Origin of the sequence: Nonomuraea glycinis (genome assembly GCF_035920485.1) — a bacterium.
GTDB classification, from domain to species: Bacteria; Actinomycetota; Actinomycetes; order Streptosporangiales; family Streptosporangiaceae; genus Nonomuraea; species Nonomuraea glycinis.
In genome coordinates this window covers 820,095-841,413 of record NZ_CP109166.1, presented here as the reverse complement: position 1 = coordinate 841,413, position 21,319 = coordinate 820,095, and the positions used below count along the sequence as shown (strand labels likewise).

Annotated in this window: 23 protein-coding genes and 3 tRNA genes; 16 read left to right on the top strand and 10 right to left on the bottom strand. The window is 70.3% G+C overall.

The window, feature by feature from the left end:
* Positions 1-21: 21 nt before the first annotated feature.
* Complete coding sequence (locus OHA68_RS03870) at positions 22-1,680, bottom strand: heparinase II/III domain-containing protein (protein ID WP_327106384.1); 1,659 nt, start codon at positions 1,678-1,680, stop codon at positions 22-24.
* Positions 1,681-1,817: 137 nt separating this feature from the next.
* Between OHA68_RS03870 and OHA68_RS03865 the strand changes: the two genes are divergently transcribed.
* The gene (locus OHA68_RS03865; RefSeq protein ID WP_327106383.1) at positions 1,818-2,414 is read left to right on the top strand and encodes an HD domain-containing protein; all 597 of its coding nucleotides are present in this window, start codon (positions 1,818-1,820) and stop codon (positions 2,412-2,414) included.
* A gap of 52 nt (positions 2,415-2,466) precedes the next feature.
* Here OHA68_RS03865 and OHA68_RS03860 read toward each other — a convergent pair whose 3' ends face one another.
* A complete protein-coding gene (locus tag OHA68_RS03860; RefSeq protein WP_327106382.1) occupies positions 2,467-2,829 on the bottom strand; it encodes an antibiotic biosynthesis monooxygenase family protein in 363 nt (120 codons plus the stop codon).
* 115 nt (positions 2,830-2,944) lie between these two features.
* On the opposite strand from OHA68_RS03860, the gene OHA68_RS03855 reads away from it, so the two are divergent.
* Together OHA68_RS03855 and gltX are read left to right on the top strand one after the other, a co-directional pair.
* Positions 2,945-3,721 (top strand): fumarylacetoacetate hydrolase family protein, encoded by a 777-nt coding sequence (locus OHA68_RS03855; RefSeq protein WP_327106381.1) that lies wholly within the window; start codon positions 2,945-2,947, stop codon positions 3,719-3,721.
* Complete coding sequence (gltX, locus tag OHA68_RS03850) at positions 3,714-5,087, top strand: glutamate--tRNA ligase (protein ID WP_407674414.1); 1,374 nt, start codon at positions 3,714-3,716, stop codon at positions 5,085-5,087. The genes OHA68_RS03855 and gltX overlap by 8 nt, the downstream gene beginning before the upstream one ends.
* Here the strand turns inward: gltX and OHA68_RS03845 are convergent.
* Positions 4,981-6,231 carry an MATE family efflux transporter gene (locus OHA68_RS03845; protein WP_327106380.1) on the bottom strand — a complete coding sequence of 417 codons (1,251 nt, stop codon included), beginning with the start codon at positions 6,229-6,231 and terminating at the stop codon, positions 4,981-4,983. The genes gltX and OHA68_RS03845 overlap by 107 nt on opposite strands.
* Before the next feature lie 72 nt (positions 6,232-6,303).
* Here OHA68_RS03845 and OHA68_RS03840 point away from each other — a divergent pair, with 72 nt between their 5' ends.
* A complete protein-coding gene (locus tag OHA68_RS03840; protein WP_327106379.1) occupies positions 6,304-6,849 on the top strand; it encodes a PadR family transcriptional regulator in 546 nt (181 codons plus the stop codon).
* Positions 6,850-6,997: 148 nt separating this feature from the next.
* On the opposite strand, the gene OHA68_RS03835 is transcribed toward OHA68_RS03840, so the two are convergent.
* Positions 6,998-8,965, bottom strand: a complete 1,968-nt coding sequence (locus OHA68_RS03835) for a M3 family metallopeptidase (protein WP_327106378.1) — start codon at positions 8,963-8,965, stop codon at positions 6,998-7,000.
* Between the two features lie 156 nt (positions 8,966-9,121).
* Here OHA68_RS03835 and OHA68_RS03830 point away from each other — a divergent pair.
* From OHA68_RS03830 to OHA68_RS03815, 4 genes are all read left to right on the top strand, one after another.
* Positions 9,122-9,193, top strand: a tRNA-Gln gene (locus OHA68_RS03830).
* Positions 9,194-9,238: 45 nt separating this feature from the next.
* On the top strand, positions 9,239-9,817 hold the full coding sequence (locus OHA68_RS03825) for a hypothetical protein (protein WP_327106377.1): 579 nt from the start codon (positions 9,239-9,241) through the stop codon (positions 9,815-9,817).
* Positions 9,818-9,897: 80 nt separating this feature from the next.
* Positions 9,898-9,973: transfer RNA gene (locus tag OHA68_RS03820), tRNA-Glu, on the top strand.
* A 19-nt stretch (positions 9,974-9,992) separates the two neighbouring features.
* Positions 9,993-10,065, top strand: a tRNA-Glu gene (locus OHA68_RS03815).
* Between the two features lie 185 nt (positions 10,066-10,250).
* On the opposite strand, the gene OHA68_RS03810 is transcribed toward OHA68_RS03815, so the two are convergent.
* Entirely contained in the window at positions 10,251-11,963 is a 1,713-nt protein-coding gene (locus OHA68_RS03810) for a hypothetical protein (RefSeq protein ID WP_327106376.1), read from the bottom strand.
* Positions 11,964-12,030: 67 nt separating this feature from the next.
* A complete protein-coding gene (locus OHA68_RS03805) occupies positions 12,031-12,747 on the bottom strand; it encodes an IclR family transcriptional regulator (protein ID WP_189136570.1) in 717 nt (238 codons plus the stop codon).
* Between the two features lie 61 nt (positions 12,748-12,808).
* Here OHA68_RS03805 and leuC point away from each other — a divergent pair, with 61 nt between their 5' ends.
* The 4 genes from leuC (at position 12,809) to OHA68_RS03785 (ending at position 15,414) form a co-directional block, all read left to right on the top strand.
* Positions 12,809-14,194 carry a 3-isopropylmalate dehydratase large subunit gene (gene leuC / locus OHA68_RS03800; RefSeq protein WP_189136571.1) on the top strand — a complete coding sequence of 462 codons (1,386 nt, stop codon included), beginning with the start codon at positions 12,809-12,811 and terminating at the stop codon, positions 14,192-14,194.
* Positions 14,195-14,206: 12 nt separating this feature from the next.
* Positions 14,207-14,794 (top strand): 3-isopropylmalate dehydratase small subunit, encoded by a 588-nt coding sequence (gene leuD, locus OHA68_RS03795; protein ID WP_189136572.1) that lies wholly within the window; start codon positions 14,207-14,209, stop codon positions 14,792-14,794.
* Positions 14,773-15,015, top strand: a complete 243-nt coding sequence (locus OHA68_RS03790) for an SCO5555 family protein (RefSeq protein WP_327106375.1) — start codon at positions 14,773-14,775, stop codon at positions 15,013-15,015. Before leuD ends, OHA68_RS03790 begins: the two co-directional genes overlap by 22 nt.
* 99 nt (positions 15,016-15,114) lie before the next feature.
* Positions 15,115-15,414 carry an HU family DNA-binding protein gene (locus tag OHA68_RS03785; RefSeq protein WP_327106374.1) on the top strand — a complete coding sequence of 100 codons (300 nt, stop codon included), beginning with the start codon at positions 15,115-15,117 and terminating at the stop codon, positions 15,412-15,414.
* A 50-nt stretch (positions 15,415-15,464) separates the two neighbouring features.
* Here OHA68_RS03785 and OHA68_RS03780 read toward each other — a convergent pair whose 3' ends face one another.
* Together OHA68_RS03780 and cofC are read right to left on the bottom strand one after the other, a co-directional pair.
* The gene (locus OHA68_RS03780) at positions 15,465-15,665 is read right to left on the bottom strand and encodes a hypothetical protein (RefSeq protein ID WP_327106373.1); all 201 of its coding nucleotides are present in this window, start codon (positions 15,663-15,665) and stop codon (positions 15,465-15,467) included.
* A gap of 111 nt (positions 15,666-15,776) precedes the next feature.
* On the bottom strand, positions 15,777-16,424 hold the full coding sequence (cofC, locus tag OHA68_RS03775) for a 2-phospho-L-lactate guanylyltransferase (RefSeq protein ID WP_327106372.1): 648 nt from the start codon (positions 16,422-16,424) through the stop codon (positions 15,777-15,779).
* 78 nt (positions 16,425-16,502) lie between these two features.
* Here cofC and OHA68_RS03770 point away from each other — a divergent pair, with 78 nt between their 5' ends.
* The 3 genes from OHA68_RS03770 (at position 16,503) to OHA68_RS03760 (ending at position 19,390) form a co-directional block, all read left to right on the top strand.
* Positions 16,503-17,210 (top strand): lysophospholipid acyltransferase family protein, encoded by a 708-nt coding sequence (locus OHA68_RS03770; RefSeq protein ID WP_327106371.1) that lies wholly within the window; start codon positions 16,503-16,505, stop codon positions 17,208-17,210.
* Positions 17,211-17,214: 4 nt separating this feature from the next.
* Positions 17,215-18,225 (top strand): NAD(P)H-dependent glycerol-3-phosphate dehydrogenase, encoded by a 1,011-nt coding sequence (locus OHA68_RS03765; RefSeq protein WP_189136578.1) that lies wholly within the window; start codon positions 17,215-17,217, stop codon positions 18,223-18,225.
* Positions 18,226-18,295: 70 nt separating this feature from the next.
* Positions 18,296-19,390: a D-alanine--D-alanine ligase family protein gene (locus OHA68_RS03760; RefSeq protein ID WP_327106370.1), complete on the top strand. Its 1,095-nt coding sequence runs from the start codon at positions 18,296-18,298 to the stop codon at positions 19,388-19,390.
* Here OHA68_RS03760 and OHA68_RS03755 read toward each other — a convergent pair.
* Together OHA68_RS03755 and OHA68_RS03750 are read right to left on the bottom strand one after the other, a co-directional pair.
* A complete protein-coding gene (locus OHA68_RS03755; RefSeq protein ID WP_189136580.1) occupies positions 19,373-19,804 on the bottom strand; it encodes a DUF3515 domain-containing protein in 432 nt (143 codons plus the stop codon). The genes OHA68_RS03760 and OHA68_RS03755 overlap by 18 nt on opposite strands.
* A 13-nt stretch (positions 19,805-19,817) precedes the next feature.
* Positions 19,818-20,051, bottom strand: a complete 234-nt coding sequence (locus OHA68_RS03750; protein WP_106249262.1) for an Lrp/AsnC family transcriptional regulator — start codon at positions 20,049-20,051, stop codon at positions 19,818-19,820.
* A gap of 47 nt (positions 20,052-20,098) precedes the next feature.
* Between OHA68_RS03750 and OHA68_RS03745 the strand changes: the two genes are divergently transcribed.
* Entirely contained in the window at positions 20,099-21,067 is a 969-nt protein-coding gene (locus tag OHA68_RS03745) for a thiamine-phosphate kinase (RefSeq protein WP_225276853.1), read from the top strand.
* Positions 21,068-21,319 lie beyond the last annotated feature (252 nt).

The following is a 21,319-nucleotide window of genomic DNA, read 5'->3' as shown; positions in this document are numbered from 1 at the left end:
GGAGCTGCAAGCTCGGTCCCTTCAGGACCGAGAAGCTGACAGAATGCCGGCCGGGAAGCTCACGCCGTTGACGGTGACCTTCCCACCGGAGCACGACACCTTGGGCGCGTCGGTGCCCGGCACGATGATCGTCAGCAACGACTTGGCGGCGGGGGAGACCACCACGTTGGTGGGCTGCTTGGACAGGTAGGTCGGTGACATCCAGCCCTGCTTGCCGCCGCGCTGCACCTTCTGCCCGCCCACCGGCTTGCAGGAGGCGAGCTGCACCATCGTGACGTCGAACTTACCGTCGCGGAGCACGACCCGGCCGCCCCGGTTGGACACCAGCTTGAGCGAGTCGTCGAACCGCCACAGGTTCTTGATCTTCTTGCCGCCCGCGGCGGTGTCGAGCACCGCCATCACGTCCTCGTCGTGGTTCACCAGCACGGACCTGGTCCGGGTGACGCCATAGGCCTTGTCGGTCAGCCGGAACGCCTGGGTGCCGGAGCCGTACTTCGTCTTGACGAGCTTGCTCGACGTGCGCGGCCTGAACCGCTGACCCACGACGACGGGCACGTTGTGCGCCTCGGGGGAGAGCGTCCAGTAGCGGTAGGCGTTCTTCTCGTAGGAGTGGAACCCGGCGTCGACCAGGATGTCCCGGCCATGCGCGTAGTAGGTGACGCCCAGGTGGTCCTCGTGCCCGTGGTACTTCATGCCGGGGCCGAAGCGGATGGAGTAGTAGGCCGAGTCCGGCTTGCCCCAGGCGGTCCGGCCGTAGACGTAACCCGCCTTGTACGCCTTGACCAGCTGCTTCGGCGTGCCGGTCGTCATCTTGGGCTCGGTCTCGGCGCTGCCGTCGCCGATGGGCACCATGTAGCCGTTGGGCTGGGTGGAGTGGGCGATGAAGTCCTTGAGCGCGTCGGCGCGCCTGCTGATCTCGCCCGGCACCTTGCGGCCGCAGGAGCGCATGTTGGCCATGGCGACCTGGAGCCGGCCGTAGACGTAGACCGCGTAGCGCGGCGCCTGCTCCATGAGCGCGCCCTGGGAGTCGACGTCCAGCTTGACCGTGCCGGTCAGCCGCTTGGAGGCCAGCCCCGACCAGTCCTTACGGCCGTAGCGGCAGCCGATGGCCATCAGCGCGATGTCCTGGTCGATGCCGTGGTTGTGGCCCTTCTTGTAGAGCCGGGGGTCGGACAGGAGCTTGGCGTGGTCGGCGAGGCTCCGCTTGAGCCAGTCGTCCTGGAGGTGCATGCTCAGGCAGACCAGCGCCTGGCTCCGCAGCGAGACCGGGTGGTCGTTCCAGACGTAGGCCTTGGTGCCGCGCGCGCCCCGCTTGTTGTGCGTCACCCAGTCCTTGGTGATCTCCCCGGCCCGATCCAGATAGCGCCGCTCACCGGTGTTCTCGTAGGCGACGACGAGTGTGCCCATCCAGCGCAGCGACTGGAAGACGTACTCCCAGGAGCGGTTGCGGTGCGGGCTCGCGGCCCAGTTGATCTTCTTGCCGAGCTTGTACGCGGGCAGGCCCACCAGAGAGATCTCGCCGCGCATCACGTCGTCGGCGGTGGGGGTGCCGGGCAGCCAGTCGCCCTGGCACTGCGCGGTGCGCTTGACCGGCGCGGACGCACTGCCCTCGGCCTGAGCGAGGTTCGCCGTCCCACTGAGGAGGAGCGTCAGGGCAAGGGGGATCGCGAGGCGGCGCACGCCGACTTCCTTCCGGGCAGAAAAGGTGGGGAATTGGCACATGCTGGCCGAATCCCTATATCAAGGTCAAGTCGGGCACCGGATCGTTACGCCCCCCGGCCTCGCCCAGGTCGGCCGGGTCGGCGATGCTGTCCTGCATGAGATACGACGACGTCATCTTCCCTGACACGCCGGTCTGCGGGACGGCCCGCGAAGTGGCCGCCCGGTATCACTCCGCGTCGCTGCTCAACCACTCCATCCGGGCCTACATCTGGGCCGCGGCCTACGCCCAGGAGCGCGGCATCGCGTTCGACGCGGAGCTGCTGTACGTGTCGGCCATGCTGCACGACATCGGGCTGACCGCGGAGTTCGACAGCCACACGGTGCCCTTCGAAGAGGCGGGCGGGCATGTCGCCTGGGCGTTCGCCGCGGGCGCGGGCTGGCCGGTCGAGCGCCGGGTGCGCGCCGCCGAGGTGATCATCCGCCACATGTGGGACGTGGTGCCCGTGGAGGAGGACCCCGAGGGGCACCTGCTGGAGCTGTCGACCGGCATGGACATCTCGGGGCGGCGCACCGAGGACATCCCGGCCGGGCTGCGCGAGGAGGTCCTGCGCCGCCACCCGCGTCTCGACCTGGTCAAGGAGTTCGCCGCCTGTGTCACCGACCAGGGCACGCGCAAGCCGTCGAGCCTGGCCGGCGGGTTCGTCCGCGGCGGGATCGCCGAGCGCATGGCGAACAACCCGCTGGACGACTAGCGCTGGACGACTGGCGCTGGGCGACTGGCGCTGGGCGACTGGCGCTGGACGGCTAGGCCGGCTTCGGCGCCGCGCTCTGCACCACCTCGAACGACCACACCTCCGAGCCGGACGCCGCCGGGCCCTGCCCGTGGCCGTGCCCCTGCCCCTGCCCCTGCTCCTGGGCGGCCTGGGCGGCCTGGGCGTGCCCGCGCTGGAACGCCTGGCCCTGCTGCCAGGTCTGGAAGTCCGCCTCGCTGCGCCAGCGGGTGTAGACGAGATAGCGGTCGGTGCCCTCGACCGGCCGCAGCAGCTCGAACCACTCGAACCCGTCGGCCGACTCCACCATCCCGGCCCGGTTGGAGAAGCGCTCCTCCAACTGGGCACGCATCTCGGCGGGCACCGTCAGCACGTTGATCTTCACGACCGATGACACGGGAGATCCTCCTTCACGTCGTTGCCTGTCCAGCCAATCAGTTGCCTGTCCAGCCAATCATGGGACAGGCGCCCGCATGGGCGGACCCCGCCGACGTCGGCGATAGCCTTGTCAGGTGCGTATAGCGAGGTTCTCCACAGGCGAAGGCGTCTCGTTCGGCGTGGTCGAGGGCGGTCCGGGCGAGGAGTTCATCTCCGCGATCACCGGCCACCCGTTCGGCCAGGTGCAGTTCACCGGGGAGCGGGTCCCGCTGTCCCAGGTGAAGCTGGTCGCCCCGATGCTGCCCAGCAAGGTGATCGCCATCGGCAGGAACTACGCCGAGCACGCCCGCGAGATGGGCAACGAGGTGCCTGACGAGCCGCTCATCTTCATGAAGCCGTCGACCTCCGTGATCGGCCACGGCGAGTCGATCGCCTATCCGACCACGCTGTCCGACCGGGTCGACTTCGAGGGCGAGCTGGCCGTGGTCATCGGCAGGCTCTGCCGCGAGGTGCCCGCCGAGCGGGTCAAGGATGTCATCTTCGGCTACACCTGCGCCAACGACGTCACCGCGCGCGACCTGCAGAAGAAGGACGTGCAGTTCACCCGGGCCAAGGGGTTCGACACCTTCTGCCCGCTCGGGCCGTGGATCCAGACCGACCTCGACCCGGCCGACCTGGCCCTCACCACCACGGTCAACGGCGAGATGCGGCAGACCGGCCGCACCAGCCAGCTCATCCACGACATCCCCGCCCTCGTCGCCTACGTCAGCGCGGTCATGACGCTGATCCCCGGCGACGTGATCCTCACCGGCACCCCGGCCGGCGTCGGCCCGCTGGAGATCGGTGACGAGGTCAGCGTCGGGATCGAGGGCATCGGCACTCTGACGAACAAGGTGGTCTCTCGTGACTGATCTCCGGGTGCGTTTCGCCCCGTCCCCGACCGGCATGTTCCACGTCGGCGGCGCCCGTACGGCGCTGTTCAACTGGGCCCTGGCCGAGAAGGCCGGCGGCCGGTTCGTGCTGCGCGTCGAGGACACCGACGCGACCCGCAACCGGCCGGAGTGGACCGAGGGCATCATCTCGGCCCTCGACTGGATCGGCATCAACGGGACCAACCCGGTCTTCGAGGGCCCCTACTTCCAGTCGGCCTACGAGCCGCAGCACCGCGAGGCCGTGGCCAAGCTGCTGGCCGACGGCAGGGCGTACCACTGCGACTGCACCCGCGAGCAGCTCGTCGCCCGCACCGGCTCCGAGCACAAGGGCTACGACGGCCACTGCCGCGACCGCGGGCTGGCCCAGGGCGCGGTGCGCTTCCGCACCCCCGACGAGGGCGCGACCGTCGTCGACGACGTCATCCGCGGCCGGGTGGAGTTCCCCAACGAGGCGCAGGAGGACTTCGTCATCGCCCGCACCGACGGCTCGCCTCTCTACGTGCTGGCCAACGCGGTCGACGACATCACCCAGAGCATCACCCACGTGATCCGCGGCGAGGAGCACCTGGGCAACGCCGCCAAGCAGCAGCTGCTGTGGCCCGCGCTGGGCGCCACCCCGCCGGTCTGGGCGCACCTGCCGGTCATCGTCAACGAGCAGCGCAAGAAGTTGTCCAAGCGGCGGGACAAGGTCGCGCTGGAGGACTACCGCGCCGAGGGCTATCTCGCCGAGGCCATGGTCAACTACCTCATGCTGCTCGGCTGGGGCCCCGGCGACGACCGCGAGATCATGCCGTGGTCGGAGATGGTGCCGCTGTTCGACCTGGAGGACGTCAACTCCTCCAGCGCCTTCTTCGACGACAAGAAGCTGCGCGCCTTCAACGGCGAGTACATCCGGGCCCTGCCGATCGAGACGTTCGAGGAGCGCTGCCGGCCCTACCTCGACCCCGACTGGGACCGCGAGCTGTTCAGCAAGGTCGCGATCCTGGCGCAGACCCGGCTGACGGTGCTGTCGGAGATCCGGCAGAACGTCGACTTCCTCTTCCTGGAGGAGCCGGTCTTCGACCAGGCGTCCTGGGACAAGGCGATGAAGAACTCCCCGGAGGAGATCCTCACCGGCTATCTGGCCCGCCTCGACACCCTGAGCTGGGATCCCGACTCGCTCAAGGCGGCCCTGGAGGAGGTCGGCACGGCGCACGGGCTCAAGCTCGGCAAGGCCCAGGCGCCCGTCCGCGTGGCGATCACCGGCCGGACGGTGGGCCTGCCGCTGTTCGAGTCGATCGAGGTGCTCGGCCGCGAGCGCGCCAAGGACCGCATCCGCGCGGCGCTGGCCCGCCTGCGAGGCTGAGCACCAGGCTGACGGCCGCGCCCGCGGCCATCGACAGCCACACGCCGGTGACGCCGAGCCACGCGCTCAGGACATAGGCGAGGGGCAGCTGTACGCCGAAGCCCGCCAGAGTGGCGGCCAGCAGGCGGCTGCCCCTTCCGCTTGCCTGGAGCACCCCGCCGACGGCGATCAGGGCGCCGAAGGGGATGAGATAGGGCGTCATCCAGCGCAGGAAGCTCACCGCCGCCGCCGGATCGCCGCCGAACAGGCTCGCGACGGGGACGGCCACGGCGTTGAGCGCGAGGGCCACCACCGCCCCCGCGAGCAGGCCGAGCCGCAGGGGTGAGCCGGTGGGCTCCGAGCGCGCGGTGCGGATCAGGGCGGCCTGGCGGAGGGCGTAGAAGAGCATGACCCCGGCGAGCATGACCTTCTGCCCGATGCCGTAGCCGGCGAGCTCGGCCGTGCCGAAGGACGCCACGAGGTCCACCAGCACCATGCCCACCACCGCACGAGCCAGGAAATCTCCGGACATGGGCAGCCCGGTCTTCAGGACGTCACCCACCACGAGCCCGGGCGCCGGCTCCGGGGACGCCGGGCGGGCGAGCGTACGGAACGCCACGGCCAGGGTGAGGGCGCGGGCGAGCACGGTGGCCAGCGCGGCTCCTCGCACGCCCAGGCCGAGCCCATAGATGAGCAGCGGATCCAGGACGACCACCAGCGCGTTGCAGATCAGCGCGTGCCGCATCGGCCGCCTCGTGTCGCCCCTGCCCTTGAGCGTGCCGTCCACGATCGTCTGCGCGAGGTACACCGGCAGGCCGCCGAGCGAGATCAGGAGATAGGAGGCCGTCAGTCCCGCGTCGTCGGTGAACAGCGCCGCCAGCGGTTCACGGAGCAGGACGCCCGGCACGGTGATCACCACGGCGAACACGGCCCACAGCAGCCAGCCCGTCCTGATCACGGGGGTCAGCGGCGCCCGGCCGTCGCGGCGCCCGATCAGCACGGTGACGCCGGTCGGGACGGCCAGGAAGAGGCCGTAGGCGAGGTATTCGGTCGTGGTCGCCACGGTCACCGCCGCGATGGCGCCCTCGCCCAGCGGGGACACCCACAGCAGATCGATCAGGCCGACCGCCACGACGGCGGTCAGCAGTTCCACATAGATCGGCATCGCGAGCCGGAGCATGCGTCATACCTCGATTCGTAGTAACTCTAATCGAGGTATAGCGGTACGATGCATGACATGGCAAGTGGCGGTGACCTGACCCTCACCATCCTGGGATTCCTTAACGAGCGCCCGATGCACGGCTACGAACTCAAGGCCCGGATCGCGGCCTTGACCGGGCATCTCAGGCCCGTCAGCGACGGCGCCCTCTACCCGGCCATCGCCAGGCTGGAGACGAAAGGCCTGGTGGAGCGACATGAGGAGGCCGGTACGCACGCGGCCCGCAGGCAGGTGCTCACCCTCACCCCCGAGGGCAGGCAGCGGTTGCTCAGGCGGCTACGCGAGCCCAGCGACCTGGACATCAGCGACCAGAGCAGGTTCTTCGCCCTGCTGACGTTCCTGTCGGCGCTGCCCGACGCGCGAGAACAGGCGGAGGTGCTCCGGCGCAGGCTCGCGTTCCTGGAGGCGCCGGCGAGCTTCTTCTACGAGGGGGACAAGCCGGTCCGGATCCGGGACGAGCCCGACCCGTACCGGCGCGGCATGCTCCAGATCGCCCGCGCGGCCAGCGGGGCCGAGCAGGAGTGGCTCCGGCGGCGGATCGACGAGCTGGCCGTGGCGGGCTGACCCGGAGCCGCACGCCCGCGAACGGGCCAAGGACCGCGCCCACGGTCTCGTGCGAAGGGCCGCGTCCACGCGGCCCGCCCGGTCTCGTACGGACGGCGCGGTGTCCGTACGAGACGGGGGACGTGATCGGACGGGAGCAGGAGAGCGGTCAGATGAGGCCGCGGCGCTCCAGGAGGGGGCGGATGCCGGGCTCGCGGCCGCGGAAGTTGCGGAAGGAGGTCAGCGCGTCCACGCTGCCGCCCCTGGACAGCAGCTCACGGCGGAAATGGTCGCCGTTGGCCCGCTTGAGCCCGCCGTTCTCCTTGAACCACGCCACGCTCTCCGCGTCGAGCACCTCGCTCCAGATGTAGGAGTAGTAGCCGGCGCTGTAGCCGCCGGAGAAGATGTGCGCGAAGTAGTTGGTCCGGTAGCGCGGCCTGACCTCCGGCAGGGCGATACGCGCCGCCTCAAGCGCCGCCGCCTCGAACGCCTCGGCGTCCGGCACGCTCTCGCCCGCGCCGAGCTTGTGCCAGGCCCAGTCGAGCAGCGTGGCGGCCAGGTATTCGACGGTCTGGAAGCCCTGGTTGAAGTTGTCGGCGGCCTTGAGCTTGTCCACCAGCTCCGCGGGCATCGGCTCGCCCGTCTCGTGGTGCCTGGCGTAGCTCGCCAGGATCTCCGGCCAGGTCACCCACATCTCGTTGACCTGAGAGGGGTACTCGACGAAGTCCCGCGGCACGCTGGTGCCCGACACCCGCGGGAAGCGCACCTCGGAGAACAGCCCGTGCAGCGCGTGCCCGAACTCGTGGAAGGCGGTGGTGACCTCGTCGTAGGACAGCAGCGCCGGCCCCTCGGCGGGCTTGGTGATGTTGAGGTTGTTCATCACCACGGGCTTCTCGCCGAACAGGAACGACTGGTCGACCAGGTTGTTCATCCACGCGCCGCCGCGCTTGCCGGGCCGGGCGTACGGGTCGAGCAGGAACAGGCCGAGCTCGCTGCCGTCCTCGTTGAAGACCTCGAAGACCTCGACGTCCTCGTGGTAGCCGGACAGGTCGGGCCGCTCGGTGAACGTCACGCCGTAGAGCAGGGTCGCCGCCTTGAACACGCCGTCGCGGTAGACACGGCTCAGCTCCAGGTAGGGGCGCATGGCGTCGGCGTCGAAGTCGTAGCGGGCCCGGCGCACCTTCTCGGCGTAGAAGGACCAGTCCCACGGCTCGATCGCGAACCCGGCCTGCTCGGCCAGCGCCTCGGCCTCCTCGCGGGCGTTGCGCACGGCCGGGTCGACGAGCTGGTCGAGCATCTCCTCGACCGCCTCCACGGTCTTGGCCGTCTGGTCGGCGACGACGTACGCGGCATGGCTGGGGAAGCCCAGCAGCGCGGCTCGCTCGGCGCGCAGGGTCGCCATCTTGATGGCGAGCTCGAAGTTCTGCGGCGCCCGCTCGACGCTCAGCGTGTAGAGCCTGCGGCGTACCTCGCGGTCGGTGAGCTGGGCGAGGGCCGGCTGGTTGGTGAAGTTGAGCAGCGGCAGCACGTAGCGGCCGTCCTTCTCCAGCGACTTGATCGTGGCCTCGTCCAGGCCGTCGAGCTCCTTGGCGTCCGTCACCACCAGGGCCGAGCCGGTGGAGGCCCTGAGCAGGTTCTGCGAGAACTCGGTGGACAGCGTGGACAGCTCCAGGTTCAGCGCCCGCAGCTTGTCCTGCTCGGACTTCGACAGGTCGGCGCCGGCCCGGACGAAGTCCTCGCGGTACTTCTCCAGCAGCCACGCCTGCTCGGGGTCGTCCGTCGTCACCTGCTTGAGCCGGGCCCACAGCGCGCGGTCGAGCCTGATCGCGTCGCTGTGCTTGGACAGCTCCGGCGAGATCCGCTTCTCGATCTCCATGAGGGCGTCGGAGGTGTTGGACGCCGCGTAGCTGTAGAACACGGTGGCCACCCGGCCCAGGATCCGGCCCGAGCGCTCCAGCGCGGCGACGGTGTTGTCGAAGGTCGGCGGGTCCTCGCCGGACGCCACGGCCGCCACCTCGGCCAGCTGCTCCGCCATCCCGCGCTCGAAGGCGGGCAGGTAGTGCTCCTCGCGGATCTCCTTGAAGGGCGGCAGCTGGTAGGGCAGGCCGCTGGGGGCGAAGAAGGGGTTCTCGGCCAAAGCTTGGGCTCCTCCACGTGGTGGTTTGTCCCCATCAGCTTGGCACGGAGAAGCCGATGCCGAGTGCCGCCGGGTATTCGTTTTGGTCTTCCACCCCTAGCTGGGCTATTCTTTCGGACGTCGCCAAGCGCCGCCTTCCGGGGCTGTCGCAGGCGGTGGGGTATGGTGTAATTGGCAGCACGACTGATTCTGGTTCAGTTAGTCTAGGTTCGAGTCCTGGTACCCCAGCAATGTGCGGATGCTCCCTTCAGGGGGTGTCCGTATTCTTGTTTTATGGATGAGTTCCGGATTGGGCGCGGATCCTTCCTCGCGTTCGCTGCCCCTTTCCTCCTCCCCCTGCTGCTCTTCTTCCCCGTGTGCCTGCTGCTCGGCGGCATTCTCACCGGCAGCCTCGCCTGGGCTCTGGTCATCGGCGCGGCGGGCACGTCGGCGCTCGTCGGAGTGCTGGTGGTCAAGCACCGGCGGATGATCGCGGGCACGGTTGTACGGTTCTCGCCGCGGGGCGTGGAGATGGCCGATACCTACGGTTTCGTCCTGCGCCTCGACTGGCCGGACGTCCAGCGCGTCGACGTGGTGGAGAGCCGGATGGCCAGCCCTCGCACCATCAGCCGCCCCGGCGGCGTCCGGGTGCGCGCCGGAGCGATGCGGAGCGTCGGCCTCGTCGGCTGGGGCGAGCGCGAGGTGCCGGCCCGGATGCCCCGCTGGATGCGCGACCACCTGGCCCGCGTTCCGGTGGACCCGCACACCGGCCTGCAGCGGCTGGGCATTCCGCTCGGCGTCGTGGACCCGCTCTGGGAGCGCGGGCGGATGGGGGACTGGGTACGTCGCCACAGGCCCGATCTGCTGGCCTGATAACGGTTTTGAGTGCTCCTTCCGGTGCGGTAGAGTTACCTGCGTTGCCGGGGAGACCCGGCAAGCTCGCTTGGAGACAGGGTCCCGTCGTCTAGTGGCCCAGGACGCCGCCCTCTCAAGGCGGTAGCGCCGGTTCGAATCCGGTCGGGACTACCACTGTCACCAAGCTCGCGAAGGTCCCGTCGTCTAGTGGCCCAGGACGCCGCCCTCTCAAGGCGGTAGCGCCGGTTCGAATCCGGTCGGGACTACATATCACCGCCGAAAGACCCGATCACCGATCGGGTCTTTTTCGCGTTTCACCGGCTGCTTCGCGCCGCCGCGCGTTCAACCCGACCACTTCTCTTCAACCCGATCACTTCTCGCCGCCAGGCGCATGACCCGGCCGCTCCTCGCCGCCGCGCGTTCCGGGAACGCGCGGCGGCGAGCGGGACGGCTAAGGGGTGGTCGCGGAGCGGGCCTTGAACAGCGCCCGGCGGGCCGTCTTGGCGATCTGCTTGTCCGGGTGCACCTGGGAGATCAGGTCGAGCAGCTCCTCGACGTGCGCATGCGGAATCTTCCACACCACGTCGAGCAGGCTGTTGAGCAGCTCAGGGCCGATGTCCCGCAGGCTGCCCACGAACTCGGCCCGGCCCAGCCCGGCCGAGATCGTCCACATGTCCAGGATCAGCCAGTGGGTGTCGTCCGGGGTCGGCTCGGGCGCGTCCGGCACCTGGAGCTGGCTCAGGTGCGTGGCCGCGTAGGGGCGCAGCGAGGACTCCTTGAGCGCCTCCTGCCAGGCGGGGATGGCGTCCTCGCCCAGCGTGCCGACGACACTGGCCGCCTGCACCCGGATGAGCGCGTCGCTCTCGTCCTTGGCGGCGGCCTCCAGCAGCTCCTCCGCCGCCCTGCTGGGCTCACGCAGCCGCATCCAGGCGGCGAACTCCGCGTCCGCCTCCTCCTCGGGCAGCTCGGCGCTGAGCACCAGCAGCTCGTGCGCGCTCATCGACTCGATGGCGGGCCGCGCGTCGATCTCGATGTCGGAGTCGTCGACCAGGTGGACGACGCCCTCCGTGCCGAGCGGCGTGAGGCTGACCGTGCCGCCGGTGACCTCGGTCATGCCGTAACCGGCCAGCCATTCGAGCACGGAGGCGAGCGGGTCGCCCACGGCCTGCCAGGCGTCGGCGCCCAGCTCGTCGAACTCGGTGGCGGCCTCGGCCAGCTCCTGCCGCAGCTCGTCGAGGTCACGGCTGCCGCCCGCGAGCAGCAGCCTGACCAGCAGGGCCCGGGTCAGACCGGCCAGGGCCATGGTCAGATCCTCGTCGGGCAGCTCGGGGTCGCCGTAGTCGACCGAGTGCAGGCCGAGCATCCAGGCGTCGAGCACGTCCTCGTCGTCGTCGAACGGCCACTCCGAGGTGTCGTCCTGCACGGCCACGGTGTTGCCCTCGCCCGGCTCCAGGAACTCCAGGTCCACGGCGAGGTTCCACAGGTTCCACAGCTGGGGGACGGCCTCGGCCAGGGAGCCGTCCGTCTCCGGCTTGGGCAGCCCGACGGTGGCCAGCGCCTCCTCCACCTCGGCGTCGGACAGCAGCGTGTCCTCACCGACCCGGCGGCCCGAGCCGACCCACAGGGCCAGGTCGCGCGCCTTGGCGATCAGCGGCACCGCGCGGGCGGCGGCGGCCAGCTCGGCGTCGGGGCGCAGCCTGACGGTGGCCAGATCCGCCAGCGCGTCGGCGTACAGCTCGAAGTCCCCCAGATCGCCGGCCTCGTCCTCATCCTCGTCGGCGTCCTCGATGAGCTCCTCCATCAGCTCGACGAAGTCGTCCTCGACGTCGTCGAGCTCGGCCTGCAGGTCGGTGAGGGAGTCGGAGCCCTCGGTGAGCCTGCCGGTCATGGAGAGGAAAGTGAGGTACGCGTCGATGGCGGGAAGCATCCCGTCGGCCGCCGTGTCGGGGTCCTCGACGACCTTCGGCATCCGGTCGAGCACGAGGTTGCGCAGGTCGGCACGCTTCCACGTGCCGAGATCCGGCGAGAAGGCGAGACGGTGCCAGAGTGCGGCAGGCCCCACGAGCTCGGGGTCACTGTCGGGTGCGTTGGCGCGTGCCCACAAGATGAACTCTTCGAGCAGGGGTCGCAGCTCAGTGGCGGCTACCTCGATGCGATCTGTCACGCACTCAGGCTAGTGCTCCCGCGAGGCACTCGGCTCCCCGAATACGGGCTTTGGCCGGTCATGCTGATCATGAGGTGCGGCGCATGGCTTCGGTGATCCGCTCGGCCGCCGCCATCACGGGCACCGCGTGCAGTCTTCCGGGGGCTCTCGTCAGCCGCTCCAGAGGTCCGGAGACGGAGACGGCCGCGATCACCTTGCCGCCCGTGCCCCGTATCGGCGCCGACACGCTGGCCACGCCCTGCTCGCGCTCTCCCACGCTGTGCGCCCAGCCTCTGCGCCGTACGGAGGCGAGCGTCGCGGCGGTGAACTTGGCCCCCCGCAGGCCGCGGTGCAGCCGGTCGGGCTCCTCCCAGGCCAGCAGTATCTGGGCGGCCGAGCCGGCCGTCATCGGCAGCGCCGAGCCGACGGGCACGGTGTCACGCAGGCCGCTGGAACGTTCGGCGGCGGCCACGCAGACCCGCTCATCGCCCTGCCGCCGGTAGAGTTGCGCGCTCTCGCCCGTGAGGTCGCGCAGCTGCATGAGCACGGGGGCGGCGACGGCGAGCAGCCGGTCCTCGCCGGCGGCGGTGGACAACTCCGACAGCCGCGGGCCGAGCACGAACCTACCCTGGGTGTCACGGGTAACGATGCGGTGGTGTTCGAGCGCGACGGCGAGTCGGTGGGCCGTCGGGCGGGCCAAGCCGGTCGCCTGAACGAGCTGCGCCAAGGAGGCCGGTCCGGCTTCGAGGGCGTTGAGTACCAGAACGGCCTTGTCCAGTACGCCGACTCCGCTAGAGTTGTCCATACACCGATACTGCAGTCTCGACATATGAGAAGGCAAGTCGGAAGATTTTCAGGAGGAGATCATGGGTCGCACACTGGCCGAGAAGGTCTGGGAGCAGCACGTCGTACGCCGCGCCGAAGGCGAACCCGACCTGCTCTACATCGACCTGCACCTCATCCACGAGGTGACCAGCCCGCAGGCGTTCGACGGACTCCGTCTCGCCGGCCGGACCGTGCGAAGGCCCGACCTCACGATCGCCACCGAAGACCACAACGTCCCGACCGTGCGCGGCCCCATCGCCGACCCGGTGTCCAAGGCCCAGGTCGAGACGCTGCGCAAGAACGCCGCCGAGTTCGGCCTCAGGCTGCACCCGATGGGCGACGCCGGCCAGGGCGTGGTGCACATCATCGGGCCGCAGTTCGGCCTGACCCAGCCGGGCATGACGATCGTCTGCGGCGACTCCCACACCTCCACCCACGGCGCCTTCGGCGGCATCGCGTTCGGCATCGGCACCTCCGAGGTCGAGCACGTGCTGGCCACCCAGACGCTGCCGGCCTACCGGCCCAAGACCATGGCCATCGAGGTCGCAGGCGAGCTGCCCGCCGGCGTCACGGCCAAGGACCTGATCCTGGCCATCATCGCCAAGATCGGCACCGGCGGCGGCCAGGGCTACATCGTCGAATACCGCGGCGAGGCCGTGCGCAAGCTCTCCATGGAGGGCCGGATGACGGTGTGCAACATGTCCATCGAGGCGGGCGCGCGGGCGGGCATGATCGCCCCGGACGAGACCACGTTCGCCTACCTCAAGGGCCGCCCGCACGCGCCCTCCGGCGAGGCGTGGGACCAGGCCGTCGCCTACTGGGAGACGCTCAGGACCGACGACGACGCCGTGTTCGACAAGGTCGTCGAGATCGACGCCGCGTCGCTGGCGCCGTACGTCACCTGGGGCACGAACCCCGGCCAGGGCCTGCCGCTCACCGAGACCGTGCCCGACCCGGACAGCTTCGCCGACCCGACCGCGAAGTCCTCGGCGCAGCGCGCGCTGGAGTACATGGGCCTGACCGCCGGCACCCCGCTGCGCGAGATCGAGGTCGACACGGTCTTCATGGGCTCGTGCACCAACGGCCGCATCGAGGACCTGCGCGCCGCCGCCGAGATCCTGCGCGGCCGCCAGGTGCGGACCCGCACGCTGGTCGTCCCCGGCTCGATGCTGGTCAAGCTCCAGGCCGAGCAGGAGGGCCTGCACGAGGTGTTCAAGGCCGCGGGCGCGGAGTGGCGGGAGGCCGGGTGCTCCATGTGCCTGGGCATGAACCCCGACACGCTCCAGCCGGGCGAGCGCAGCGCCTCCACCTCCAACCGCAACTTCGAGGGCCGCCAGGGCAAGGGTGGCCGCACCCACCTGGTCTCGCCGCAGGTCGCCGCCGCGACCGCCGTCACCGGCCGCCTGACCGCCCCCGCCGACCTCTAGGAGAACCTTCCGATGGACGCTTTCACCACCCACACGGGTACGGCGGTGCCGCTGCGCCGCAGCAATGTCGACACCGACCAGATCATCCCCGCCGTCTGGCTCAAGCAGGTCAGCCGCACCGGGTTCGAGCGCGGCCTGTTCGCCGCCTGGCGCGAGGACCCGGCGTTCGTGCTGAACGACGCCACCTACGACGGCGCCTCGATCCTGGTCTCGGGTCCCGACTTCGGCACCGGCTCCTCGCGCGAGCACGCCGTATGGGCGCTGCAGCAGTACGGCTTCCGCGTCGTGATCGCCGCCAGGTTCGGCGACATCTTCCGTAACAACTCCACCAAGATGGGCCTGCTGCCGGTCGTCCTGCCGGGCGACAAGGTCGAGGCCCTCCAGGACGCGATCGAGGCGGCCCCGGATCTCCAGGTGACCGTTGACCTGGGGGCGCGTCAGGTCCGCTGGGCCGGTGAGAGCGTCGGTTTCGAGATCGACGACTACACCCGCTGGCGGCTGATGGAGGGTCTCGACGACATCGGACTGACCCTGCGTCACGCCGAGGATGTGGCGGCGTACGAGAATGGTCGGCAGCCATGGCTGCCGACGACCGTCTAGAAGACGATGAGCTGGCGCGGCGGTTGCGTGAAGCGCACCGCCGCGTCCGCATGCTGCCCGCCGCCGACAAGGAGCGGGTGGCCCGCCGCTACCTGTCCATCTGCGATCAGGCCAAACGTGACCCGAAAAGGGCCGCGGCCCGCCTGGAGACCTTTCTCGCCACCCTGCAAGACGGTGTTTCCGACACGCCACGCGAGGGGTTAAACACGCCCGGTGATTGAGTTCACCCGCGATCCCGCCTACTTTCGAGCCCGTAAGGGGTTTCTACGTCGGACGCGTGAGCTGGAACCCCGCGCCGTAACTGGGGGAGCAGAACATTCATGAACAAGCGGGAACTGGTCGACGCCATCGCAGACCGGGTGGGCGACAGGAAAACGGCGACCGAGGCCGTGAACGCGATCATTGACGCCGTCCAGAAGGCAGTGGCGAACGGGGACAAGGTCTCGATCACCGGCTTCGGCGCTTTCGAGATGGTGCACAAGCCGGCTCGGACGGCGCGAAACCCGTCGACCGGCGCGGAGATCAAAGTCCAGGAGAGCTGGGCGCCGAAATTCCGCCCCGGCTCGGATTTCAAAGAGCTGGTGAACGCGGGCGGCCACAAGGCCGCCAAGAAGAAGTAGCCACCGGGACGGCGAACGCCCGGGCTCCTAATCGGGAGCCCGGGCTTTTTTCATGGCAGTGGGAAAGTGGACAGCGTGACGTAGGTGATCTCGCCGTCGGCCAGCGCGAGGTTGACGCGCTGCCCGGTGCGCAGCAGCCGCAGCGGGCCCGCGTCGAAGGCGTGCGTGGGGAAGACCAGGACGGTCCCGTCGTCGAGGAAGACCGAGCCCGAACGGGTCGTCTCGTCGAAACTGCGCACTGTCGCCTGCACACGAACCAGCCTATGGCTCCGCCTGCGGACGGGCCAGCCTTGGGCCAGCGGGCGGGCCTGCCTATGGGTCAGCGGGCGGGCCGATCCCGGGTCAGCGGGCGGGCCTAGAGGTCAGCGGGCGGGCGGGCCGGCGGGCCACAGTTCGGCGACGACCGCCGCCGTGTGCCGGCCCAGCCCGAGCGCCACGGCGGCGCGCAGGTCGTCGGGGGTGTCCACGTCGCGCCTGAGCGAGTCGATGCCGTCCAGGCGCAACTCCTTGGCCCCGCCGCCCAGGTGCTTGATCCGTGACTCGCCGCCGAAGCGGGGCTCGAACGGCAGGCCGGGCCGTACTCCGTAGAAGGTCGTGCCGATGTCCAGCGCGTCGGGCACGAACGACTGGTCGAACTCGCTCGCCGCCGTCAGGGCGGTGGCGAGCTCAGCCGGGCGCAGCGCAGGCAGGTCGGCCTGCAGGGCGCCCACCGCGTCGCCGGGAGCCAACCGTACGGCGTGCGCGGCGCCGGTGCGCAGCGCGGTGTTCAGGCCGCGGTCGGGGTCGGTGACCACGTCGGCGCCCAGCGCGCCGAGCGGGCCCGCGGCGGCGGGGTCGGCCGTCACCACGATCACCCGCGCGACCGGCGGGCAGGCCAGCGCCGCGGTGACGGTGTCGCAGGCGACCGCGACGGCCAGTCGCGTACGGTGCGGTCCCGTGGCGGCGGCCAGCCGGGTCTTCGCCGCGACCAGCGTCTTCACCGGAATGACCAGGGACCAGCGGATGCTCATAGGGTAAGCATCGCGCCTCGACAGCCCTGGCGGCCAACCAGGAGACTGAGGCGGGCACCGGAGCCCTTGGAGGAGACCATGAGTCGCACGCGACCGTCGCGTTTCTGGGAAACCCTGGCTGTCGTCATCGTGAAACCGCTCTCCTGGCTCCTGGTCAAGAAGGACTGGCGACGTGGCGACCGCATGCCCCGCACCGGAGGCGTCATCATCGCGACCAACCACCTGTCCTGGGCCGACCCCGTGCTGCTCGCGCACTTCCTCTACAACCACGGCCGCTGGCCGGTCGTCCTGGCCAAGTCCACGCTGTTCAAGGTGCCCTTCCTGGGCCACGCCGTGCGCGAGCTGTGCGCCATCCCGGTCGATCGCGGCAGCGACGAGGCGGCCAGGTCGCTGGGGGAGTCGGCCCAGCGCCTGCGCGAAGGCGGCGCGATCCTGTTCTATCCCGAGGGCACCTGCACGCGTGACCCCCGGCTGTGGCCGATGGTGGGCAAGACCGGCGCCGCCCGGCTGGCGCTGGAGAGCGGCGCGCCGGTGATCCCGGTGGCCCACTGGGGCGCGCAGGAGCTGCTGCCCTACGGAGACACATGGCCCAGACCGCTGCCCCGCAAGACCTTCCGCGTCATGGTCGGCCCCCCGGTGGACCTGTCGAAGTACGCGGGCCGCGCCCCGCACGCCGACGTGCTGCGCGCGGCCACCGCCGACATCATGGCGGCGATCACCGCCCAGCTCGCCGAGCTGCGCGGCGAGAAGGCTCCCGCAGTTCCCTACGACTCCACAGAGCGGTGACGCGATGACCAAGGCCGCCGTCTTCGGCACCGGCTCGTGGGGCACCACGTACGCGATGATCCTCGCCGAGGCGGGCAACAAGACCATCCTGTACGGGCGCAGACGCGAGGTGGTCGAGTCGATCGACCGCACGCACATGAACACCGACTACCTGCCCGGCATCTCGCTGCCCACCTCGCTGCGCGCGACCACCGACGTGGCCGAGGCGCTCGACGGGGCCGATCTCGTGGTGCTCGCGGTCCCCTCCCAGACCCTGCGGGCCAACCTCACCGCCTGGCGCGAGCACATCCCGCGCGAGGCCATCCTGGTCAGCCTGATGAAGGGCATCGAGCTCGGCACCACCAAGCGGATGAGCGAGGTGATCCGCGAGGTCGCCGGGGTGCCGCAGGAGCGGGTGGCGGTCGTGTCCGGGCCCAACCTGGCCAAGGAGATCGCCCAGCGCCAGCCCGCCGCCTCCGTCGTGGCCTGCACCGACGAGGGCGTCGCCGCGCGGCTGCAGGAGGCCTGCCACCTGCCGCCGTGGTTCCGTCCCTACACCAACACCGACGTGGTCGGCGTCGAGCTGGGCGGCGCGGTGAAGAACGTGATCGCGCTGGCCGTGGGCGTGGCGCACGGCATGGGCATGGGCGAGAACGTCGGCGCCATGCTCATGACCAGAGGGCTGGCGGAGATCTCCCGCCTCGGCGCGGCGCTCGGCGCCGATCCGCACACCTTCGCGGGCCTGGCGGGCATGGGCGACCTGGTGGCCACCTGCACCTCGCCGCTGTCCCGCAACCGCACCTTCGGCGAGAACCTCGGCCGCGGCATGACGCTGGAGCAGGTGATCGCCGCCACCAGGCAGACCGCCGAGGGCGTCAAGTCCTGCGAATCGGTGCTGGAGCTGGCCAGGAAGCACGGGGTGGAGATGCCGATCACGGAGGTCGTGGTCGGGGTCGTCCACGACGGCATGTCGCCGACGGAGGCGGGGATGCTGCTGATGTCGCGGTCGCCCAAACCCGAGCGCTATGGCACCTGACGAGCCGATCTGCGAGCTTCCCGCGTGCTTGACTCGCTGTAACGGGGGCACGCCGGTAGATTCGGACGTCATGAGCAAGCCACGCGTCGCCGTCGTTTTCGGGGGTCGCAATTCCGAGCATGCCGTGTCTTTGATGGGTGCGGGCAGTGTGCTGGATGCGATCGACAGGAGTAAGTACGAGGTGATCCCCATCGGGATCGCCCAGGATGGCAGGTGGGTGCTCGCGGCGTCCGGCCAGCGGTTCGCGATCGAGGCCGGGGAGCTGCCCGTCGTCGACTCCTCCGGCGCGGCGCTCGCGCTGCCCACCGGCAGCGGCTCGCTGGTGGCCTACGACCCTGGAAGCATCCCTGTGGAGCTCGGCTCGGTCGACGTGGTGTTCCCGGTCATGCACGGGCCGTTCGCCGAGGACGGCACGATTCAGGGCCTGCTGGAGCTGGCCGGGGTCCGCTATGTCGGCTCCGGCGTGCTGGCCAGCGCCGTCGGCATGGACAAGGGCTACATGAAGACCGTCCTGGCCGGCGCGGGGCTGCCGATCGGGCGCTATGTGGTGGTCCGTGACCGCGACTGGCGGCTCGACCGCGACCGCGTGCTGAAGGAGGCCGAGGAGCTCGGCTGGCCGGTGTTCGTCAAGCCGGCCAGGGCCGGCTCCTCGCAGGGCATCTCCAAGGCGCACGACCGGGCCGAGCTGGAGCGGGCCGTGGAGTTCGCGCGGCAGCACGATCCCAAGGTGCTGATCGAGGAGGCCATGGCCGGCCGGGAGATCGAGTGCGCCGTGCTCCAGTCCCTCGGCGACGATCCGCCGGCCGCGTCCATCCCCGGCGAAGTGCGCGTGGAGGGCGGGCAGGAGTTCTTCGACTTCGAGGCCAAGTACTACCCCGACCAGATGTCGCTGACGGTCCCCGCCGACATCCCCGCCGAGGTCGCCGAGAAGCTGCGGGCGATGGCGGTGCGCGCGTTCGAGGCGCTGGACTGCGAGGGGCTGTCGCGGGTGGACTTCTTCTACACGCCCGACGGCGACCTGGTGCTCAACGAGATCAACACGATGCCCGGCTTCACGTCGCTGTCGGTGGCGCCTCAGCTCTGGGCGGCTTCGGGGTTGTCGTACCCCGCCCTGGTCGACCGGCTCATCCAGCTCGCGCTGGCGCGGTCACCGGGGCTGCGGTGAGATCTGGCCGATCGGGCCGGACAGGGCGGCGAGGACCTCGCCGGCCGGGTGTGAGCCACCGACGGTGACCTCCACGTAGACCGGGGCGGCGACGGCGGTGAAGAGGGTGGGCTTCTCGGGGTCGGCGTACCACCCCACCCCGTCGATCTCCTGGAGCCGGGCCGTCGGCTCCATCCTGGGCGGCCGCGGGACTCCGCAGCGCAGTGCCAGGGTCCCCGCACCCCACACCGCGACGTACGGCGACGGCGGGATGGACTCGACCCGGTCGTCCCCGTCGAGCGTCCGGGGGAGCAGCCCGGCCAGGCGCTGACAGGCGGCCACCGCCTCGCCTTCCGGCACCGGCGGCTCGACCTGGACGGCGCCGCCGCAGCCGGCGAGCGCGAGCAGGACGAGCAGGAGGCTGGCCGCACGCACGTAGAATCTGCCTTCAGATATGAACGATCGGACACGTGAGGGTGCGGGTGATCCCCTCGACGGCCTGGATCTGGGCGACGACCAGCTTGCCGAGCTCATCGACGTTGTTGGCCTCGGCGCGGACGATCACGTCGTAGGGCCCCGTCACGTCCTCGGCCTGAGTCACGCCGGGGATCCCGGAGATCTCGCGAGCCACGGCCGCCGCCTTGCCGACCTCGGTCTGAATAAGGATGTAGGCCTGCACCATTACGTCCTCCCGGGCGATTGGATCACGCCGAAGGGCCACCGTACCCTGTGTGCGTCAGGAGGTGTGTCATCACAGTCGGAGATCTCGGCGAGTTCGGAGTAGTTGCTCGTATTTCCGGACGTCTGCCACAGAGCGCGGCGGTGTTGCTCGGGCCGGGTGACGACGCCGCCATGGTCAGCGCCCCTGATGGGCGCGTCGTGGTGTCAACGGACCTGTTGATTGAGGGTAGGCACTTTCGTCGCGATTGGTCCAGCGGCTACGACGTGGGCCGCAAGGCCGCGGCCCAGAATCTCGCCGACATCGCCGCCATGGGCGCCGTTCCCACCTCCATCGTGGTCGGGCTGGGGATTCCCGCGGACCTTCCGCTCGCCTGGCTGGACGCGCTGACCGACGGGTTCGGTGACGAGTGCGCGGTGGTGGGGGCGAGCGTGGCGGGCGGTGACATCACCCGCTGCGAACTGGTGGTCATCGGGGTCACCGCGCTGGGCGACCTGGGCGGTCGTGCGCCCGTGACCCGATCGGGGGCGCGGCCGGGGCAGGTGGTGGCCGTGGCCGGCCGCCTGGGCTACTCCGCCGCCGGGCAGGCTCTGCTGGAGGCGGGCGTGCCGGTGGCCGCCGACGAGCTGGCGCGGGCCGTGGCCGGGCACCGGCAGCCCCGCCCGCCGTACGCGTGCGGGCCTGAGGCGGCGCGGCTGGGCGCGGTGGCGATGCTGGACGTGAGCGACGGGCTGCTGCAGGACCTCGGGCACGTCGCGAAGGCCAGCGGGGTGCGGATCGAGCTGGACCCCCGGGCGCTGGAGGTGGCGGAGCCGGTGGCGGCGGCGGGCAAGGAGCTGGGAGCCGATCCGCTCGACTGGATCCTGACCGGAGGCGAGGACCACGCGCTGGCCGCGGTCTTCCCCGCGCAGGTGGCTCTTCCGCCGTCGTGGCTGGTCGTGGGGCGGGTCGTGGCGGGGGAGGGCGTCCACGTCGCGGGGCGCGCGGCCGGGCCGGGCGGCTGGGATCACTTTCGGTAAGGACCTGTCCCGATTTGGGTGACAATTCCCCGATTTGAGGGGCGACTACCGGGATTGATGAGACAAAGGCGTAGTAAAGGTGTTATGAAGATTGGCGGCCAACTGTAACCGGCAAGAAAGGGCAGCCATGGGCCGCCACGGCACAGGTGGATCCGAGGACGCGCGTGAAGAGGGGGACACCAGCGCCTTTTGGGGGCCGCAGGATCAGCAGGCCGATTCGTTCTGGGGGCCGTCGGACGGGAAGCAGGCCGA

What these genes read in the sequence shown, in the direction of transcription:
- OHA68_RS03865 (WP_327106383.1), top strand. Translation starts at nt 1,818, where the DNA reads ATGAGATACGACGACGTCATCTTCCCTGACACGCCGGTCTGCGGGACG.
- OHA68_RS03845 (WP_327106380.1), bottom strand. Translation starts at nt 6,231, where the DNA reads ATGCCGATCTATGTGGAACTGCTGACCGCCGTCGTGGCGGTCGGCCTG.
- OHA68_RS03840 (WP_327106379.1), top strand. Translation starts at nt 6,304, where the DNA reads ATGGCAAGTGGCGGTGACCTGACCCTCACCATCCTGGGATTCCTTAAC.
- OHA68_RS03825 (WP_327106377.1), top strand. Translation starts at nt 9,239, where the DNA reads ATGGATGAGTTCCGGATTGGGCGCGGATCCTTCCTCGCGTTCGCTGCC.
- OHA68_RS03805 (WP_189136570.1), bottom strand. Translation starts at nt 12,747, where the DNA reads ATGGACAACTCTAGCGGAGTCGGCGTACTGGACAAGGCCGTTCTGGTA.
- leuC (WP_189136571.1), top strand. Translation starts at nt 12,809, where the DNA reads ATGGGTCGCACACTGGCCGAGAAGGTCTGGGAGCAGCACGTCGTACGC.
- leuD (WP_189136572.1), top strand. Translation starts at nt 14,207, where the DNA reads ATGGACGCTTTCACCACCCACACGGGTACGGCGGTGCCGCTGCGCCGC.
- OHA68_RS03790 (WP_327106375.1), top strand. Translation starts at nt 14,773, where the DNA reads ATGGCTGCCGACGACCGTCTAGAAGACGATGAGCTGGCGCGGCGGTTG.
- OHA68_RS03785 (WP_327106374.1), top strand. Translation starts at nt 15,115, where the DNA reads ATGAACAAGCGGGAACTGGTCGACGCCATCGCAGACCGGGTGGGCGAC.
- cofC (WP_327106372.1), bottom strand. Translation starts at nt 16,424, where the DNA reads ATGAGCATCCGCTGGTCCCTGGTCATTCCGGTGAAGACGCTGGTCGCG.
- OHA68_RS03770 (WP_327106371.1), top strand. Translation starts at nt 16,503, where the DNA reads ATGAGTCGCACGCGACCGTCGCGTTTCTGGGAAACCCTGGCTGTCGTC.
- OHA68_RS03765 (WP_189136578.1), top strand. Translation starts at nt 17,215, where the DNA reads ATGACCAAGGCCGCCGTCTTCGGCACCGGCTCGTGGGGCACCACGTAC.
- OHA68_RS03760 (WP_327106370.1), top strand. Translation starts at nt 18,296, where the DNA reads ATGAGCAAGCCACGCGTCGCCGTCGTTTTCGGGGGTCGCAATTCCGAG.
- OHA68_RS03750 (WP_106249262.1), bottom strand. Translation starts at nt 20,051, where the DNA reads ATGGTGCAGGCCTACATCCTTATTCAGACCGAGGTCGGCAAGGCGGCG.